The following is a 16,572-nucleotide window of genomic DNA, read 5'->3' as shown; positions in this document are numbered from 1 at the left end:
GACGATGAGCGAATTGACCGCACTGACCATTGCCGAGGCGCGTGACAAGCTGAAGGCCAAAGCCATCACCGCGACCGAGCTGACAGAAGCCTATCTCAGCGCTATCGATAGCGCCAATGAAGCCATCAATGCCTATGTGACTGTGACCCACGATCAGGCGCGGGACACGGCGAAAGCGTCGGATGAACGCATCGCCAAGGGCGAAGCGGGCGCACTGGAAGGCATTCCGCTGGGCGTGAAGGATCTGTTCGCGACCAAGGGCGTGCATACGCAGGCTTGTTCGCATATTCTCGACGGCTTCAAGCCGGAATATGAATCGACCGTCACCGCCAATCTGTGGGCCGATGGCGCGGTCATGCTGGGCAAGCTCAACATGGACGAATTCGCCATGGGCTCGTCCAACGAGACTTCCTTTTACGGTTCGGTGAAAAATCCGTGGCGCGCCAATGGCTCTAATGCCGATCTGGTGCCGGGCGGCTCGTCGGGCGGTTCCGCCGCTGCCGTTGCCGCACAGCTTTGCGCGGGCGCAACCGCAACCGACACGGGCGGCTCCATCCGCCAGCCAGCAGCCTTTACCGGCACGGTCGGTATCAAGCCGACCTATGGCCGCGTTTCGCGCTGGGGCACGGTCGCCTTCGCTTCGTCGCTCGATCAGGCTGGCCCGATTGCCCGCGACGTGCGCGATGCCGCTATTATGCTGAAATCCATGGCCTCGCTCGACCTGAAAGACACCACGTCGGTCGATCTGCCGGTGCCGGATTATGAAGCTGCCATCGGCAAGTCGCTCAAGGGCATGAAGATCGGTATTCCGAAGGAGTATCGCGTTGATGGCATGCCGGGTGAAATCGAGGAACTCTGGCAGAAGGGCATTCAGTATCTGAAGGATGCCGGTGCGGAAATTGTCGATATTTCGCTGCCGCATACGAAGTACGCACTGCCTGCTTATTATATTGTCGCGCCTGCCGAAGCGTCATCGAACCTCGCCCGCTATGACGGCGTGCGTTATGGTCTGCGTGTGCCGGGCAAGGACATTGCCGACATGTACGAGCAGACCCGCGCTGCCGGTTTCGGCAAAGAAGTGAAGCGCCGCATCGTCATCGGCACCTATGTTCTGTCGGCTGGTTATTATGACGCCTACTACCTGCGCGCCCAGAAGGTCCGCACGCTGATCAAGAAGGATTTCGAGGACGTTTTCGCCAAGGGCGTTCACGCGATCCTGACGCCTGCGACACCGTCGGCGGCTTTCGGTCTGGCGGATGAAGAGCTCGCCAACGATCCGGTCAAGATGTATCTCAACGACATCTTCACGGTTACGGTCAATATGGCCGGTCTTCCGGGCATTTCCGTGCCTGCTGGCATCAATGCGCAAGGCTTGCCGCTCGGTCTGCAACTGATCGGACGCCCGTTCGAGGAAGAGACGCTGTTTCAGGCGGCTCATGCCATCGAACAGGCTGCCGGGCGCTTTACCCCGGCAAAGTGGTGGTAAAATTTGATTATCTTGTTCGCCGGGGTCTCCCCGGCGAATTTGTATCGATAGCCGCGCTTTCAGTCAGGGCGTGGGAAACCTCTGTTGGCATCGATTTTTTAAGCGACGAACGCCGCTCCGCCATGGAAGAAAATTTTCTGGGTTATTTGCATGAGAATGCCGACGGTGTTCTGGTTGCTGAAAGGGATGGAATTGCCTGTGGCTGGGGCGCACGAATTCCCAAAAGCAATTATATTGCAGATCTATGGATTGATCCGCCTTATCAGGGGCAGGGGATTGGCACAGGTCTTCTCGATGCGCTGATGGCGCAAATTCTGCTAGATGGTTTTAGTGAAGCAGAAATCGGCACCCATGCCGATAATTTTCGCGCCATCAGGCTCTATGAAAAAATGGGTTTTCGGATCGAATGGCGCGGTTCTGAAATGTCTGTCAGTCTTGGCCGTGACGTCGAAAAAGTCAGGATGCAAGCAAAGCTTTGAGACGCTATTGCCAGTTCATGAGATGTGCCTATCCTTTGTAGGAAACCCGGTTTTCATGAGGAGGGCAAGCCATGTGGATCATGCTGACGGATGTGGGCGGCGAAAAGCTCGCGGTCAATTTCAATCACGTCTTGTCCTATAATGCCTATGGGACGGGCACTCGCATCGTGACCCTGAGTACCGATCAGACTTTTTTCGTGAAAGAGTCGATTGAAGAAATCGAGACGAAACTGGGGATTGATGTGAAGGCCTGAAACCTTATCTTTTCATATAGATAGAGAGTCTTGTTTATAAATAAAACAAACGGCGGCGGGCATCAGCCTCACCGCCGCGCTATAGTGTTTCAGCCTGATTAGATATCCAGCTCTTCCACGAAAGCCGCACGATCCGAGATGAAGCGGAAACGGGCTTCCGGCTTGGTACCCATCAATTCATCGACCGTGTTGCGTGTTTCGTCGATATAGTCCTCGTCCACCTGTACCCGCAAAAGCGTGCGCTTGGCCGGGTCCATCGTGGTTTCCTTGAGCTGATCGGCGCGCATTTCACCAAGACCTTTGAAACGCCCGATTTCCACCTTGCCGCGACCGGTGAATAGCGTGCGCAACAATTCGTCCTTATGCGCATCGTCGCGTGCATAGGCGGTCTTGCCGCCCTGGCTCAGGCGATAAAGCGGCGGTACGGCCAGATAGAGGTGGCCGTTGCGGATCAGTTCCGGCATTTCCTGATAGAAGAAGGTGATAAGCAGCGACGCGATATGCGCACCGTCCACGTCGGCATCGGTCATGACGATCACGCGGTCATAGCGCAGATCGTCTTCGCGATAATTCTTGCGCGTGCCGCAGCCCAGCGCCTGAATGAGATCGGCGATCTGCTGGTTGGCGGTCAGCTTGTCACGTCCCGCACTGGCGACGTTCAAAATCTTGCCGCGCAATGGCAAAATAGCCTGCATGGCGCGATTGCGCGCCTGCTTGGCTGAGCCGCCTGCCGAATCGCCTTCGACGATGAACAGTTCCGCGCCCGCTGCCGCATTCTGCGTGCAGTCGGCGAGTTTGCCGGGCAGGCGCAGCTTGCGTGTCGCACTCTTGCGGACAGTTTCCTTTTCCTGACGGCGACGCAGGCGTTCCTCGGCGCGATCCACTACCCAGTCAAGGAGACGCGAGGCCTCCTGCGGCGATGCCGCCAGCCAGTGGTCGAATGGATCGCGGATCACGTTTTCCACGATGCGCTGCGCTTCCACAGTCGCCAGCTTGTCCTTGGTCTGTCCGACAAATTCCGGCTCGCGGATGAAGACGGACAACATGCCCGCTGCCGACACCATCACGTCATCCGTGGTGATAATCGAAGCGCGCTTGTTATTTGTCAGTTCGGCGTAAGCCTTGAGGCCGCGTGTCAGCGCAATGCGCAGGCCTGCTTCATGTGTGCCGCCGTCGCCGGTTGGAATGGTGTTACAGTAGGAATGAACAAAACCGTCGCCGCCGAACCATGATACCGCCCATTCGACCGCACCATGTCCGCCCTGTTTTTCGGTTTTGCCAGAGAAAATCTCACGCGTAACCTGATGTTCCTTGCCCAGTGAAGCAGCAAGGTAGTCCTTCAACCCGCCGGGAAAATGGAAAACAGCCTTTTCCGGCGTTTCCTTCTTCGGATCGAGTAGAGCCGGATCGCAATTCCAGCGAATCTCAACGCCGCCGAACAGATAGGCCTTGGACCGCGCCATGCGATAAAGCCGGTGCGGATCGAAACGGGCCGTCTTGCCGAAAATATCCGGGTCGGGGTGAAAACGAACGCGCGTGCCGCGGCGATTATGCACTTCGCCCGCATCTTCCAGACCGCCCTGCGGGATACCACGCGAAAAACGCTGACGATAGAGCCGACGGTTACGCGCCACTTCCACTTCCAGCACGTCGGACAGCGCATTGACGACCGAAACACCGACGCCGTGCAGACCACCGGATGTTTCATAGGCCTTGCCATCGAATTTGCCACCCGCATGAAGCTTGGTCATGATGACTTCGAGCGTGGATTTTCCGGGTACCTGCGGATGTTCGTCCACGGGAATGCCGCGTCCATTATCCGTGACGGTGATAAAGCCTTCGGCGTTGAGGCTGACCTCGATGAAATTGGCATGTCCTGCTACGGCCTCGTCCATCGAATTGTCGATGACTTCGGCAAAGAGATGGTGCAGGGCCTTTTCGTCCGTACCGCCGATATACATACCGGGACGCAGACGCACCGGCTCCAGCCCTTCAAGGACGCGGATCGAAGAGGCATTATAATCGTCGCCACCCGTTGACGCCGGCGGTGCCTTGGCGGCAACGGGTGCGGGTTTCGGTGTGGATGGCAACGGCACTGCTGCGAGCTGGCCGACAGGCTGTGGCGCGGTGCTTTCAACCGTTTGCCGCTCAATCTGCCGTTCCCTTGCATTGTTCACTACTCTTGAAAAGAGATCGTTGCTGTCGTCCATCGTGTCCGAAAAGCTTTCTGTCAGAATTCTTCAAGGGAATGTACGGCCAGAAGCACGATACGGCCCCAAATTAACGCGCCTGCGAATCACATAGATGATGCCATGCCACAAACTGAAAGGCGACAGAAGTTCGCTTTACGTTCCGCGCTTGGCCAGCTTTATCAAAGGATTTCGCTCTCAGCGAGCAGGATTTGCACCAGAAAGAAGGCGAAAGTCAAACTGGCGGTGCTTTCTTTACAAAAGGTCGATGGAAAGCGATCCGGGCTTGGAATAGAGCTTCTTGAGGGGCGAAGACTGTCCCCTGTGGGAATATGCGACTATGCAGAAGACAGCGGCGGTTGGTGTGGAAGCACACGTAAAAGGGATGGGCATCATGGTCCTTTCCGTTCTCATGCTGCCGCTAATGGACGCGATCGGAAAGTGGCTCGCCATGATGGACGACATGCCGCCCGCAACCGTCACCTTCATGCGGTTTTTCGTGCAATCCTGGTTGATGTTTTTCATCATTCTCGCCGTCGGCGGCTTCAGGGCGCTCGCCACATCACATCTGACAGGCAACCTGGTGCGTGGTGCGTTGATGGGCTTCGGCGGTTTGTGTTTCTTTACGGCCGTCAAATATATGCCGCTCGCGGACGCCATGGCGGTCTTTTTCGCCGAGCCGTTGATCCTCACGCTCTTTTCGGCTCTTTTTTTGAAGGAAAAGGTGGGGTGGAGGCGCTTTAGCGCGGTCGCTATCGGTTTGATCGGAACGATGATCGTCATTCAGCCGAGTTTTGAGATTTTCGGCGCGGTTTCGCTTCTGCCACTGGCTACTGCCGTCACTTTCGCGATCTATCTGATCCTCAACCGCAAATACGGAGCGAAGGAAAGTCCGCTTGCCATGCAGCTTTATGCCGGGCTGGGCGGCTGGCTGTTCGTTGGTGTCGCGATGCTGCTTGCCGCGAACACGGGACTTGAGGACATGCGCTTCGGCCTGCCAACCGGCGTGCAGCCGTGGCTGCTTCTCGTGTTGCTGGGAACGATCGGCACAGTCAGCCATCTGATGGTGGTGCAGGCGTTCAAGCTTGCACCCGCATCCGTGCTGGCGCCGTTTCAATATCTCGAAATCGTAAATGCCGTTCTCGTCGGCCTGATCGTCTTCGGCGATTTCCCGACGCCGTCCAAATGGCTCGGTATTGCGATTATCATAGGTTCGGGCTTTTACGTTTTCATGCGCGAGAGCAAGATAAAGGCCGAGCAGGCGTCGTCCTGACGTTATCTGGCCTGCCGAGGGCCGAATATATTCTCAAATGTCTTGCCAAGCGCGACATCCACGTCGCCCATCGTGACCGGAAGCCCGAGATCCACAAGGCTGGTGACGCCGTGTTCGGAAATGCCACAGGGAACGATGCCGCCATAATGGCTGAGATCGGGTTCTACATTGATGGCGATGCCATGAAAACTGACCCAGCGGCGAAGCCGGATACCGATGGCCGCGATCTTGTCCTCGCACGTGCCGCCATTGGCCAGACGCGGCTTTTCCGGGCGCACGACCCATACGCCGACACGGTCTTCACGGCGTTCACCCTTCACATTGAATTCGGCGAGGCTTTCGATAATCCATTGTTCCAGGGCGGCCACGAAGGCGCGCACGTCTTCGCGTCTGCGCTTGAGGTCCAGCATGACATAGGCCACGCGCTGACCGGGACCGTGATAGGTATATTCTCCACCGCGTCCTGTGTTGAAAACCGGCAGGCTATCGGGCGCAAGCAGGTCTTCCGCCCGCGCGCTCGTGCCAGCGGTATACAGGGGCGGGTGCTCGACCAGCCAGACGAGTTCGTTGGCCGTGCCGTCCCGAATGGCCTGCACACGCGTTTCCATGAAGGCAAGCGCCTCTTCATAGTCTGTCAGGCCGTCTGCCACGATCCATTCCACCGGCGACGCATTCGCTGATGTGGGAAAAAAGTTCGCTTCAAGCGCATCGCGCTCGCGAGGCTTTGGCGTTGCAGTATCGGGGAGGGAGGAGGCAGGGCTGTTCGTCATGATGTACGATATGGCGTTTTTCCCTCGCCGCCGCCAGATGTCAAAATGCCTCTACGTTCAAGGTATCGCGAGGAGAGTTTGCTCCGATGCCCGATCGAGATTGATAGATCTGCGTAAAATTAAGTGACTTTACCCGTAACCGCTATTCTCTACCTATTGCGGGTGGATATTTCCGATGCTGGAAAGGTCGTTCAGGTAGATTATCGTTGCGGTCGCGGCATGGGGTGCACGCCGCGCCGCCGATTTCGGAGGCGTCAAAGCCAAAACGAAGAGTGGTGAACGTTGTCGCCGCTCTTTTGTAATATTTATATGATGAAAGTAAAAGATACGTCTTTTGATAAATCAAATACTCTTCTTGTTGTTTAGAGACGGTTAGGGATGCTAGATATTTGAAATTTATTCATATATGTAAATTGGCAGCAATATTCAGCGTGCATTCATAATCGTTCGGCAATGATGGCAGCATAGAAATGGAGATGCACAGGATGAACACCTTCAAAAAGATGATGGTCGGCCTTGTTGGTGCGAGCTTTCTGATCGGCGCAATGGTTCCGGTCTCGGCGGCACCCATTGTGCCCGACGCTCCCACTGCGACAAATGAGAATATCCAAAACGTGCGTGATCGCCACCGGGGATCGCGTCATTGGGGCGGCTATCGTCCGGGACCGCGTCCCGGCTGGGGACATCGTCCGTATCGTCACAGACCGGGTTATTGGAACGGCCATCGCGGCTACCGGTATTACCGCCCCGGCTATCGTCGCTACAATGATGGCTGGTGGTACCCGCTGGCAGCCTTTGGTGCTGGCGCAATCGTTGGCGGTGCACTCGCTGCTCCCGCAAGACCTGTGTACCGCGCGCCTGCCTACAGTAACGCACATGTTCAGTGGTGCTATAATCGCTACCGTTCCTACCGCGCGTCGGACAATACGTTCCAACCCTATAATGGCCCGCGCCAACAGTGCTATTCGCCCTACTGAAAACCAATGATGGTCGAAGCCGACGAGCCGCCCTTTATGGGCGGCTTTCGTTTTGGATCGATATCCAGGCTTGGCCTGTGAGCGCTACTATAAAATATTGGAGTGTAATAAAGCGCGATTGCGCTGGATATGTATAAGTTCTGTTAAGCGCAGAAGTGAGTAATTGTCATTTTAGTCGCCACCTTCTAGAAGCCCCTCGTCGCGGTCGTTGATAAATGGCCGCGTGATCAAAATAACTTCACGGTTTTTAGGGCTGAAGGAGACGAGATGCGCCAGATTTTACCTAGAATGTTGGCTGGTATCGCCATCCTCGCAATACTAAGCGTAGTGCTTGGCTCCTGGTATACGATTGACGAGGGTGAGCGTGGTGTTGTTTTGCGCTATGGTGCGGTCGCTGGCGTAGCCCAGCCGGGTCTCGGGTTCAAAATTCCCGTCATCGATTCCATTGTCCGGATATCGGTGCAATCCAAGGCGGCAATTTACGACAGCATGGAAGCTTACAGCCGCGATCAGCAGCCCGCGACGATGAACCTTTCCGTAAACTACCGTATTCCGCCCGACAGGGTGGAGGAGGTTTACGCGACTTATGGTGGAGAGGCAGGCCTGCTTTCGCGTCTTGTGGAGCGGCGTGTGTTCGAGGAAAGTAAAACGGTTTTTGGTAAATTCAATGCGGTTACTGCCATACAGGAGCGTAGCCGTCTCAATCAGGAAATTGCCGAAGCCATTCAGAACAGTGTCCATGGTCCCGTCATCATCGATACGGTACAGATTGAGAATATCGACTTTTCGGACGCCTACGAGCAGTCCATCGAGCAGCGCATGTTGGCCGAGGTCGAAGTGCAGCGTCTTCGCCAGAATGCAGAGCGTGAAAAGGTGCAGGCCGAAATCACTGTGACACAGGCAAATGCTCAGGCCGATGCGCGCCGTGCGGAAGCACGGGCGCAGGCGGACGCCGTTCGCCTTCAGGCTGAAGCCGATGCCGAAGCCATCCGGATCAAGGGTGAGGCGGAAGCCGCCGCCATCAAGGCACGCGGTGATGCGCTCCGTAGCAATCCGGCTCTTGTTGCGCTCACGCAAGCGGAGAAATGGGATGGCCAATTGCCGACCACGATGGTGCCTAATGGGGCAGTTCCGATGCTGAACCTCAATGGCTCTCAATCACAGTAGAAGGCATTTGGCTATCAGGGTGCGTCCCGGAAAATGTGGAACGTCTATGCGAAGAAGTCAGCTCAAGGGGCTGACTTCCGCTCCCGCTATGATCAGATGAGCCCTGGTTTCTGTGTGAGATGCAGCACAGAAACGATTCTGGCTTCCGGAGAATCGGTAACAGTTCCAAGTGCTTTCGGTGTTTGATGAGACACGCGAAAACATGCGTTGCCCCGCGATGGCGGAGCAGGGCATGTCTCAGAGTGTCCCAGCACCGTCATTTTTTGGTTTTATGTTGGATAAACGTGATTTTATGGTGTTGACCAATTCGTAAGTCGCCCTTATGTTCCGCCGCACTTCCGGGGCGATTTGCTCCAATTGGGAGCGCGTAGCTCAGCCGGTAGAGCAACTGACTTTTAATCAGTAGGTCCAGGGTTCGAACCCCTGCGCGCTCACCAAAATCAATGACTTAGCGCCACTCTATTATATGTCACTTTACGCTAGGTAACATCATTCACGAATGCCCGCTTAGGAGAAGCGGAACAAACTGTGCTATTTTACAGACACATTTTGCGTATGTTCTATCAGGAGCGCTTGAACTTCGCTCTCTCATTAAACGGTATTGTTTTACGTTTCAGGACAGAGAGTCTCAATACTGTCGTCCGTCTTTTGATTGCTGGTCGTTTTCGACCTCTATCCTTTCGAGTATCGCGAACGCTTTCTGGGCGGCCTCTTCAGTCAGCGCAATCTGCATCCGGCCCTTGAACGTGATCGGGGTTTGCGTTGCCTTGCTTACGATTGACCACGTACCGTCTCCACACTGCTGCAGATTATAGTCCCTGCACATAAGTTCCTCCCGAATTATTGTTATACGGCCCTCGCTCCGTTGCTGACTCATTCAGGCCAGACTGCTTGTTTTCAGGCCTTATTGTTTTAACGCGCAAGGTGGTAAATGGTTTCCTTGGAACGGATCGTTAGAACGCGTTTCGATCTGATTGAAACGGTCTGGCGCTCTAGATGCCGGTAGTGTCTGAACAGATCGAAACATCGCGTCGGCGTTTCCTGTGGGGCGGGCGCGCATTATCATCAAGTAGGCTTATGGCACGTCGCCTGATTGGAGCAATATATTATGAAATGCGCCACGGTCTCGCTTTGGAGCGAACTTGTGTTCGAGCGAGATGCCGCATTGAAAATATTCTGAGTAGAGCCGAAGTTGGTCTATATAAGCCTGTGGTTGGGTTGGGCGTAAACGATTTGGTTGACGAAAGAGGTATTGGTGCTTGATATTTCCTACATGACAGCGGCTGGTGCCGGTGCTCTATCTTTCCTTTCCCCTTGTGTTCTGCCGCTGGTGCCACCTTATCTGTGTTATATGGCTGGTGTCAGCGTGGAGGATTTTCGCGCGGACAGGCAGTTCGTCGCTCAGGCAGCTCCTTCGGCACGGCGTTCGCTTGCTTTCGCAGCGGTCTGTTTCGTGCTTGGCTTCACCACGGTTTTCGTGGCGCTTGGCGCTGGAGCCTCATCCATCGGCGCATTTTTGCGCGCATGGCAGCAGGAAATCGCCATTGTAGCCGGTATCGTCATCATCCTGATGGGGCTTAATTTTCTTGGGGTTCTGCGTCTGTCCTTCCTGTCGCGTGAGGCGCGGTTTCAGGCACGTAATGCTCCCGCTTCGCCGCTTGGCGCCTATATCATGGGACTGGCCTTTGCCTTTGGCTGGACGCCCTGCATCGGCCCGGTGCTAGGGCCGATCCTTACGCTTGCTGGCGGCAGCAGCACGGTGGGCGAGGGTGCGCTGCTTCTGGCCGTCTATTCGCTGGGGCTTGGCATTCCGTTCCTGATCGCGGCACTTTTTTCCGGCGCATTCATGCGCTTTCTGTCCCGCTTCCGGGTGCATCTGGGAAAAGTCGAAAAGACCATGGGCGTGCTGCTGATTATCGCTGGCGTGCTTTTCCTGACCGGCGGCATGCAATCCTTCTCCTTCTGGCTGCTGGAAACCTTTCCAGCGCTGGGGCGACTGGGATAAAAGCCTCGTAAGTTTCCATATACGCTTTGGTGCTAAAGCGGACGAACACACGAAATTTTGGATGACGTTATGACTGACCGTACCTGCCTTTCCATCGTGCTTGCTGCTGGCGAAGGCACACGTATGAAATCGAACCAGCCGAAAGTGCTGCACCAGATCGCTGGTCTGCCGCTGGTTTGTCATGTGGTCAAGGCTGTGCAAGGCACGGGCCAAAGCGATGTGGCTCTGGTGGTCGGGCGCGGCGCGGATGCGGTGCAGGCGGCGGTCGAGAAAATTTCCGGTTCTGTTTCCGCCTATGAGCAGAAGGAGCGGCTTGGCACGGCCCATGCGGTGCTTGCGGCGCGCGAGGCTATCGTGCGTGGTTACGACGATCTTTTGATTGTCTTCGGCGATACGCCGCTGATTGAGGCCGAGGCGCTGCAGGCAGCTCGCGCAAAGCTGGCGGATGGTGCGGATATTGTGGTGATCGGTTTTCGCCCTGCCAATCCGCACGGCTATGGCCGCCTTGTCGAGGAGGGCGACAGGCTGGTGGCCATTGTCGAAGAAAAGGAAGCAACGGACGCGCAAAAGCAGATCGGTTTCTGCAATGGCGGCCTGATGGCAGTGCGTGGGCAGCCCGCGCTGGCGTTGCTGGATGCCGTTGGCAATGAGAACGCCAAGGGTGAATACTACCTGACCGATATTGTTGCCATCGCGCATGGCAAGGGCCTCAATGTGACGGCACTTGAAGTGCCGGTCGATAACGTCATCGGCATCAACAATCGCGCTGAACTGGCCGAGGCGGAAGCCATCTGGCAGAACCGCAAGCGCCACAACATGATGCTTTCAGGCGTGACGCTGATTGCGCCGGAAACCGTGTTTTTCAGCCATGACACGCTGATCGAGGCGGATGTCGTTGTTGAGCCGAACGTTTTCTTTGGCCCGAAAGCCCATGTTTCATCCGGTGCGGTGATCCGTGCCTTCTCGCATATTGAAGGCGCGCAGGTCGGGCTCAATGCCGAAATCGGGCCTTTTGCGCGGCTGCGACCGGGCGCAAATCTTGGCGAAAAATCCAAGGTCGGCAATTTCTGTGAAGTGAAGAATGCCGAAGTCGGCAAGGGCGCCAAGATCAACCATCTGACCTATATCGGCGATGCGACGGTGGGTGCGGGAAGCAACATCGGCGCAGGCACGATCACCTGCAATTATGACGGCTATAACAAATACAAGACCGTGATCGGCGAAAACGCTTTCATCGGTTCGAATTCCTCGCTCGTGGCTCCTGTGGAAATCGGCGACAATGCCTATGTTGCTTCGGGCAGCACGATCACCGCCAATGTTCCTGCCGACGCCCTGGCCTTTGGTCGCGCACGACAGGACACGAAAGAAGGTCGGGGAAAAGTCCTGCGCGAAAAATACGCTGCCATCAAAGCGGCAAAAACCTCATCGAAATAAATTCAACCAACAGCTAATGCGCGAGACGGCAAGCAGGCTTGCCGTCTCGCGCTGAAAAATTTAAACCGGCCGGCAAGAGCAGGCATACGGATCTGGAGCAAGCGCATGTGTGGAATTATCGGTATTATCGGCAAGGACGAGGTCGCCCCGCGTCTGGTCGATGCGCTGAAAAGGCTTGAATATCGCGGCTATGATTCCGCCGGTATTGCCACCTTGCAAAACGGCGGACTTGATCGCCGCCGCGCCGAAGGCAAGCTGGTCAATCTGGAAAAGCGCCTTGCGGGCGAACCACTTCCGGGCGTGATCGGCATTGGCCATACGCGCTGGGCCACCCACGGCAAGCCGGTGGAGCGTAATGCGCATCCGCATATCACGACGCGTCTTGCCGTTGTTCATAATGGCATCATCGAGAATTTTGCCGAATTGCGTGCCATGCTTGAAGCCGAAGGCCGCACCTTTGTCACAGAAACGGATACGGAAGCCGTCGCGCATCTGGTGACGCGCGAACTGGAAAAGGGTAAATCGCCGGTTGAAGCCGTGCGCGATAGCCTGCCGCAATTGCACGGCGCTTTCGCGCTCGCCTTCCTGTTCGAGGGTGATGAGGAACTGTTGATCGGCGCACGTCAGGGGCCTCCGCTGGCCGTCGGATACGGCGATGACGAAATGTTCCTCGGTTCTGATGCGATTGCGCTGTCGCCTTTCACCGATACCATCGCCTATCTGGAAGATGGCGACTGGGCGGTCCTGACCCGCAAGGGCGTGACAGTCTATGACGAGAACAACAATCAGGTCGAGCGTCCCGTTCAAAAGACGCAGACCGCCAATATGCTCGTCTCCAAGGGCAATCACCGCCACTTCATGCAGAAAGAGATGTTCGAGCAGCCGGAAGTCATTTCCCACACGCTCGCCAATTATCTCGATTTCACGACTGGCAAAGTGCGCCAGGACGCCATCGACGTTGATTTCAGCAAGATCGACCGCCTGACGATTTCGGCTTGCGGTACGGCTTTCTATGCGGCTTCGGTCGGCAAATACTGGTTCGAGCAGATTGCTCGCCTGCCGGTCGATAGCGATATCGCGTCGGAATTCCGCTATCGCGAAATGCCGCTATCAAAAGATTCGCTGGCGATGTTCGTGTCGCAGTCGGGCGAAACGGCGGATACGCTGGCATCGCTGCGCTATTGCAAGTCGCAAGGGTTGAAAATTGCCTCTGTGGTCAATGTTACTGGCTCGACCATTGCGCGTGAATCCGATGCCGTTTTCCCGACGCTTGCCGGACCCGAAATCGGCGTGGCTTCGACCAAGGCTTTCACCTGCCAGCTTTCGGCCATGGCCTCGCTGGCGATTGCTGCGGCCAAGGCACGCGGCGCGATTGATGACAAGCGTGAGCAGGAACTGGTGCGTGAGCTTTCCGAAGCGCCGCGTTTCATCAATCAGGTGCTGAAGCTGGAAGACCAGATCGCGGCCGTTTGCGCGGATCTCGCCAAGGTCAATCATGTGCTTTATCTGGGTCGTGGCACGTCCTTCCCGCTGGCTCTGGAAGGCGCGCTGAAGCTTAAGGAAATCTCTTATATTCACGCCGAAGGCTATGCCGCCGGCGAATTGAAGCATGGCCCGATTGCACTGATCGACGAAACCATGCCGGTTATCGTCATCGCACCGTCCGATCGGCTCTATGAAAAGACTGTGTCGAACATGCAGGAAGTGGCTGCTCGTGGCGGTCGCATCATCCTGATTACCGACAAAAAGGGTGCTGCATCCGCCAGCATCGATACGATGGCGACCATTGTTCTGCCGGACGTGCCGGAATTCATCACGCCGCTGGTTTATGCGCTGCCGATCCAGATGCTGGCCTATCACACGGCTATCCTGATGGGCACGGATGTCGATCAGCCACGCAATCTGGCGAAATCGGTAACTGTTGAGTAAAATCATATAATTATGTAATTTTTCTGATATGTTAATCGAGATGGCCGCGAATGCGGCCATTTTGCTATCCTGCTCTGAGAAGCCTGATCGCTTCGTCGCGTCCGAAGAGGTAAAGCAGTACGCGCAATGCCTGTCCACGTTCGGATTCAAGATCGGTATCGCTTGCCAGAATATAGCGCGCATCCTTGCGGGCGATTTCCAAGAGATCGCCATGGGCTTCAATGGAAGCCAGACGAAAACCCGGCGAGCCGGACTGGCGCGTGCCGAGCAGTTCACCTTCGCCGCGCAGTTTCAGGTCTTCTTCGGCGATGCGGAAACCGTCTTCCGTCTCGCGCATCACTTTCAGCCGTGCTTGCGCAACTTCGCCAAGCGGGCCTTTATAAAGCAGCATACAGGTCGATGGTTTGTCGCCGCGCCCAACACGCCCGCGCAACTGGTGCAATTGCGCCAGGCCGAAACGTTCTGCATGTTCGATGACTATGATGGTGGCGTCGGGCACATCCACGCCAACTTCGATCACTGTTGTTGCCACCAGAAGCCGCGTTTCGCCTTGCTTGAAAGCGTGCATGGTCTCGTCTTTTTCCGCGCCGCTCATGCGGCCATGAATAAGACCGATCCGGTCACCAAAAACGGATTTGAGGCTTTCAAAACGCTCTTCGGCGGAGGTCAGTTCGACATGCTCGGATTCCTCCACCAAGGGGCAAATCCAATAGATTTTCTGCCCTTCGTTGACTGCTTTACGAATTCTCTCCACCAGTTCGCCCATGCGCTCCATTGGGAGAATGGCCGTGGTAATCGGCTGGCGACCGGCAGGTTTTTCGGTGAGTTTTGACACGTCCATATCACCAAAGGCAGTCAGCACCAAGGTGCGCGGAATTGGTGTTGCCGTCATCACCAGCATATCGGGTGCCGCGCCCTTGGCGGTCAGCATCAGACGCTGATGCACGCCAAAACGGTGCTGTTCATCGATGATGACGAAAACCAGATCGTGATATTCGACCTTTTCCTGAAACAGCGCATGGGTGCCGATGACGATATTGACTTCACCATTCTTCAGCCCCTCCAGGACGGCAACGCGTTCCTTGCCCTTTTCGCGTCCGGTCAAAAGGGCGGCTTTTAAACCGGCCTTTTCGGCCAGCGGCGCAATGGTCGCAAAATGCTGACGCGCCAGCACTTCCGTCGGGGCCATAAGCGCCGACTGACCGCCGGATTCGGCTGCATGTGCCATGGATAAAAGCCCCACCACCGTCTTGCCAGACCCGACATCGCCTTGGAGAAGCCGCAACATGCGCTCCGGCGATTTGAGGTCGGTGATGATCTCGCGCACCGCCTGTTCCTGACTTTTGGTCAGGCGGTAGGGCAGGTGGTGCATGATCTCAGTAACGATGCGCCCCGTGCCTTCCAACGGTCTCCCGGACAGCCGCCGTGTCTTGGCGCGCACCAGAGCCAGTGCCAGTTGTCCGGCCAGAAACTCGTCATAAGCAAGCCTGCGCCGTGTGATGCTTTCCAGCGCGATATCGGACGGATCCTGCGGCTGATGCAGGGTAGAAAGCGCATCGCGAAAGGCTGGAAAGCGTTCCCGCGTCAGCAAGGGGCCGTCGATCCATTCCGGCAACACGGGCACGCGGGTCAGTGCTTCGCGCACGGCACGCGCCAGCGTTTTGGGCGACAGGCCCGCCGTCAGCGGATAGACGGGCTCCACCAGCGGCAGACTGGCGGCATCTTCAAGGCTGGCAATATAGTCGGGATGCACCATTGAGGCGCGTCCGTTGAACCATTCCACTTTGCCCGACACGATCACCGTTTCGCCTTCCGGGAGCATTTTTTCCAGCCATGGTAATTGTGCATGGAAAAAGGTCAGCGCGATTTCGCCGGTATCGTCATGAGCGAAGACGCGATGGGGAACATTGCCGCCGCGCGGTGCCGGTTGGTGTTGATCAACGGTGACTTCCAGCGTGACGATGGCGCCTTCCTGCGCAAAAGCGATGCCGGGGCGATTGCGTCGGTCGATAACGCTACTCGGTGGCAGAAACAGAAGCTGGCCGACTTTCGGCTCCGCGCCCGGCACATCGGTTCCGAGCAATTTGCCAAGCAGAACCGATACTTTCGGGCCAATGCCGGAAAGTGAACGAACAGACGCAAAAAACGGGTCGAGCTGGGATGGACGCATATAATAAGCATTAACTGCTTCGCAGCCGCACGCAAGCCCGGAAAGCAATTTATGTACTCTTTTTGTTCTAGGTGTAAAAGAGGTTCCCACAGGGTGCAGAGATGCTATATAGCGGCTGCAATCTATATAATGGAGCAATTCCGACATGACTGGCAGCACCCTTGCGACTGAAACTCTCGACGTGCGGCGGCGCAAGCTCCTGTTTCGCGCCTGGCATCGTGGCATGCGCGAGATGGATCTGATTCTGGGGCAATATGCCGATCAGTATATTGTCGGTTTCACAGACGCCCAGCTTGACGAGTTCGAGCAGATTCTCGAAGTGCTGGACCGCGACCTTCTTAAATGGGTGACCGGCGAAAGCCCAATCCCGTCTGAACATGATACGCCGCTGTTCCGCGATATTGTTGCCTTCCGCGACCGCATAGAGTTTTAAATTACC

General features: G+C 56.2%; 13 protein-coding genes and 1 tRNA gene. 11 read left to right on the top strand and 3 right to left on the bottom strand.

Translation table 11 applies throughout. The annotated features are described in order from the left end of the window. The first annotated feature begins 4 nt into the window (after positions 1-4). The 3 genes from gatA to FHS76_RS12910 all read left to right on the top strand — a co-directional run bounded on the left by gatA (position 5) and on the right by FHS76_RS12910 (position 2,219). Positions 5-1,486 (top strand): Asp-tRNA(Asn)/Glu-tRNA(Gln) amidotransferase subunit GatA, encoded by a 1,482-nt coding sequence (gatA, locus tag FHS76_RS12920; RefSeq protein WP_183653131.1) that lies wholly within the window; start codon positions 5-7, stop codon positions 1,484-1,486. Next, positions 1,480-1,965, top strand: coding sequence for a GNAT family N-acetyltransferase (locus FHS76_RS12915; RefSeq protein ID WP_328700495.1), 486 nt, complete (start codon positions 1,480-1,482; stop codon positions 1,963-1,965). Before gatA ends, FHS76_RS12915 begins: the two co-directional genes overlap by 7 nt. Positions 1,966-2,036: 71 nt before the next feature. Beyond that, positions 2,037-2,219, top strand: coding sequence for a hypothetical protein (locus FHS76_RS12910; RefSeq protein ID WP_183653126.1), 183 nt, complete (start codon positions 2,037-2,039; stop codon positions 2,217-2,219). A gap of 98 nt (positions 2,220-2,317) precedes the next feature. On the opposite strand, the gene parE is transcribed toward FHS76_RS12910, so the two are convergent. Continuing rightward, positions 2,318-4,429, bottom strand: a complete 2,112-nt coding sequence (gene parE, locus FHS76_RS12905) for a DNA topoisomerase IV subunit B (protein WP_183653124.1) — start codon at positions 4,427-4,429, stop codon at positions 2,318-2,320. Between the two features lie 319 nt (positions 4,430-4,748). Here parE and FHS76_RS12900 point away from each other — a divergent pair, with 319 nt between their 5' ends. Then, on the top strand, positions 4,749-5,681 hold the full coding sequence (locus FHS76_RS12900) for a DMT family transporter (RefSeq protein WP_183653122.1): 933 nt from the start codon (positions 4,749-4,751) through the stop codon (positions 5,679-5,681). Between the two features lie 2 nt (positions 5,682-5,683). On the opposite strand, the gene lipB is transcribed toward FHS76_RS12900, so the two are convergent. Continuing rightward, positions 5,684-6,451 carry a lipoyl(octanoyl) transferase LipB gene (gene lipB / locus FHS76_RS12895; RefSeq protein WP_183653120.1) on the bottom strand — a complete coding sequence of 256 codons (768 nt, stop codon included), beginning with the start codon at positions 6,449-6,451 and terminating at the stop codon, positions 5,684-5,686. Positions 6,452-6,936: 485 nt separating this feature from the next. Between lipB and FHS76_RS12890 the strand changes: the two genes are divergently transcribed. The 6 genes from FHS76_RS12890 to glmS all read left to right on the top strand — a co-directional run bounded on the left by FHS76_RS12890 (position 6,937) and on the right by glmS (position 13,963). Next, entirely contained in the window at positions 6,937-7,428 is a 492-nt protein-coding gene (locus FHS76_RS12890; protein ID WP_183653118.1) for a BA14K family protein, read from the top strand. Positions 7,429-7,695: 267 nt separating this feature from the next. Next, entirely contained in the window at positions 7,696-8,595 is a 900-nt protein-coding gene (locus FHS76_RS12885) for a prohibitin family protein (protein WP_183653115.1), read from the top strand. Positions 8,596-8,956: 361 nt separating this feature from the next. Next, positions 8,957-9,032 (top strand) — tRNA-Lys (locus tag FHS76_RS12880). Positions 9,033-9,850: 818 nt separating this feature from the next. After that, complete coding sequence (locus tag FHS76_RS12875) at positions 9,851-10,600, top strand: cytochrome c biogenesis CcdA family protein (RefSeq protein ID WP_183653112.1); 750 nt, start codon at positions 9,851-9,853, stop codon at positions 10,598-10,600. A gap of 69 nt (positions 10,601-10,669) precedes the next feature. Next, on the top strand, positions 10,670-12,034 hold the full coding sequence (glmU, locus tag FHS76_RS12870; RefSeq protein ID WP_183653109.1) for a bifunctional UDP-N-acetylglucosamine diphosphorylase/glucosamine-1-phosphate N-acetyltransferase GlmU: 1,365 nt from the start codon (positions 10,670-10,672) through the stop codon (positions 12,032-12,034). A gap of 105 nt (positions 12,035-12,139) precedes the next feature. Next, complete coding sequence (glmS, locus tag FHS76_RS12865) at positions 12,140-13,963, top strand: glutamine--fructose-6-phosphate transaminase (isomerizing) (protein ID WP_183653106.1); 1,824 nt, start codon at positions 12,140-12,142, stop codon at positions 13,961-13,963. 64 nt (positions 13,964-14,027) lie between these two features. On the opposite strand, the gene recG is transcribed toward glmS, so the two are convergent. Next, positions 14,028-16,133, bottom strand: a complete 2,106-nt coding sequence (recG, locus tag FHS76_RS12860) for an ATP-dependent DNA helicase RecG (RefSeq protein ID WP_183653103.1) — start codon at positions 16,131-16,133, stop codon at positions 14,028-14,030. Between the two features lie 145 nt (positions 16,134-16,278). Between recG and FHS76_RS12855 the strand changes: the two genes are divergently transcribed. Next, a complete protein-coding gene (locus FHS76_RS12855) occupies positions 16,279-16,566 on the top strand; it encodes an FAD assembly factor SdhE (protein ID WP_183653100.1) in 288 nt (95 codons plus the stop codon). The last annotated feature ends 6 nt before the right edge of the window (positions 16,567-16,572 follow it).

This window comes from Brucella daejeonensis (genome assembly GCF_014199265.1).
GTDB lineage: Bacteria > Pseudomonadota > Alphaproteobacteria > Rhizobiales > Rhizobiaceae > Brucella > Brucella daejeonensis.
The sequence above is the reverse complement of the archived record's forward strand: the minus strand, read 5'-3'. Positions and strand labels throughout refer to the sequence as shown.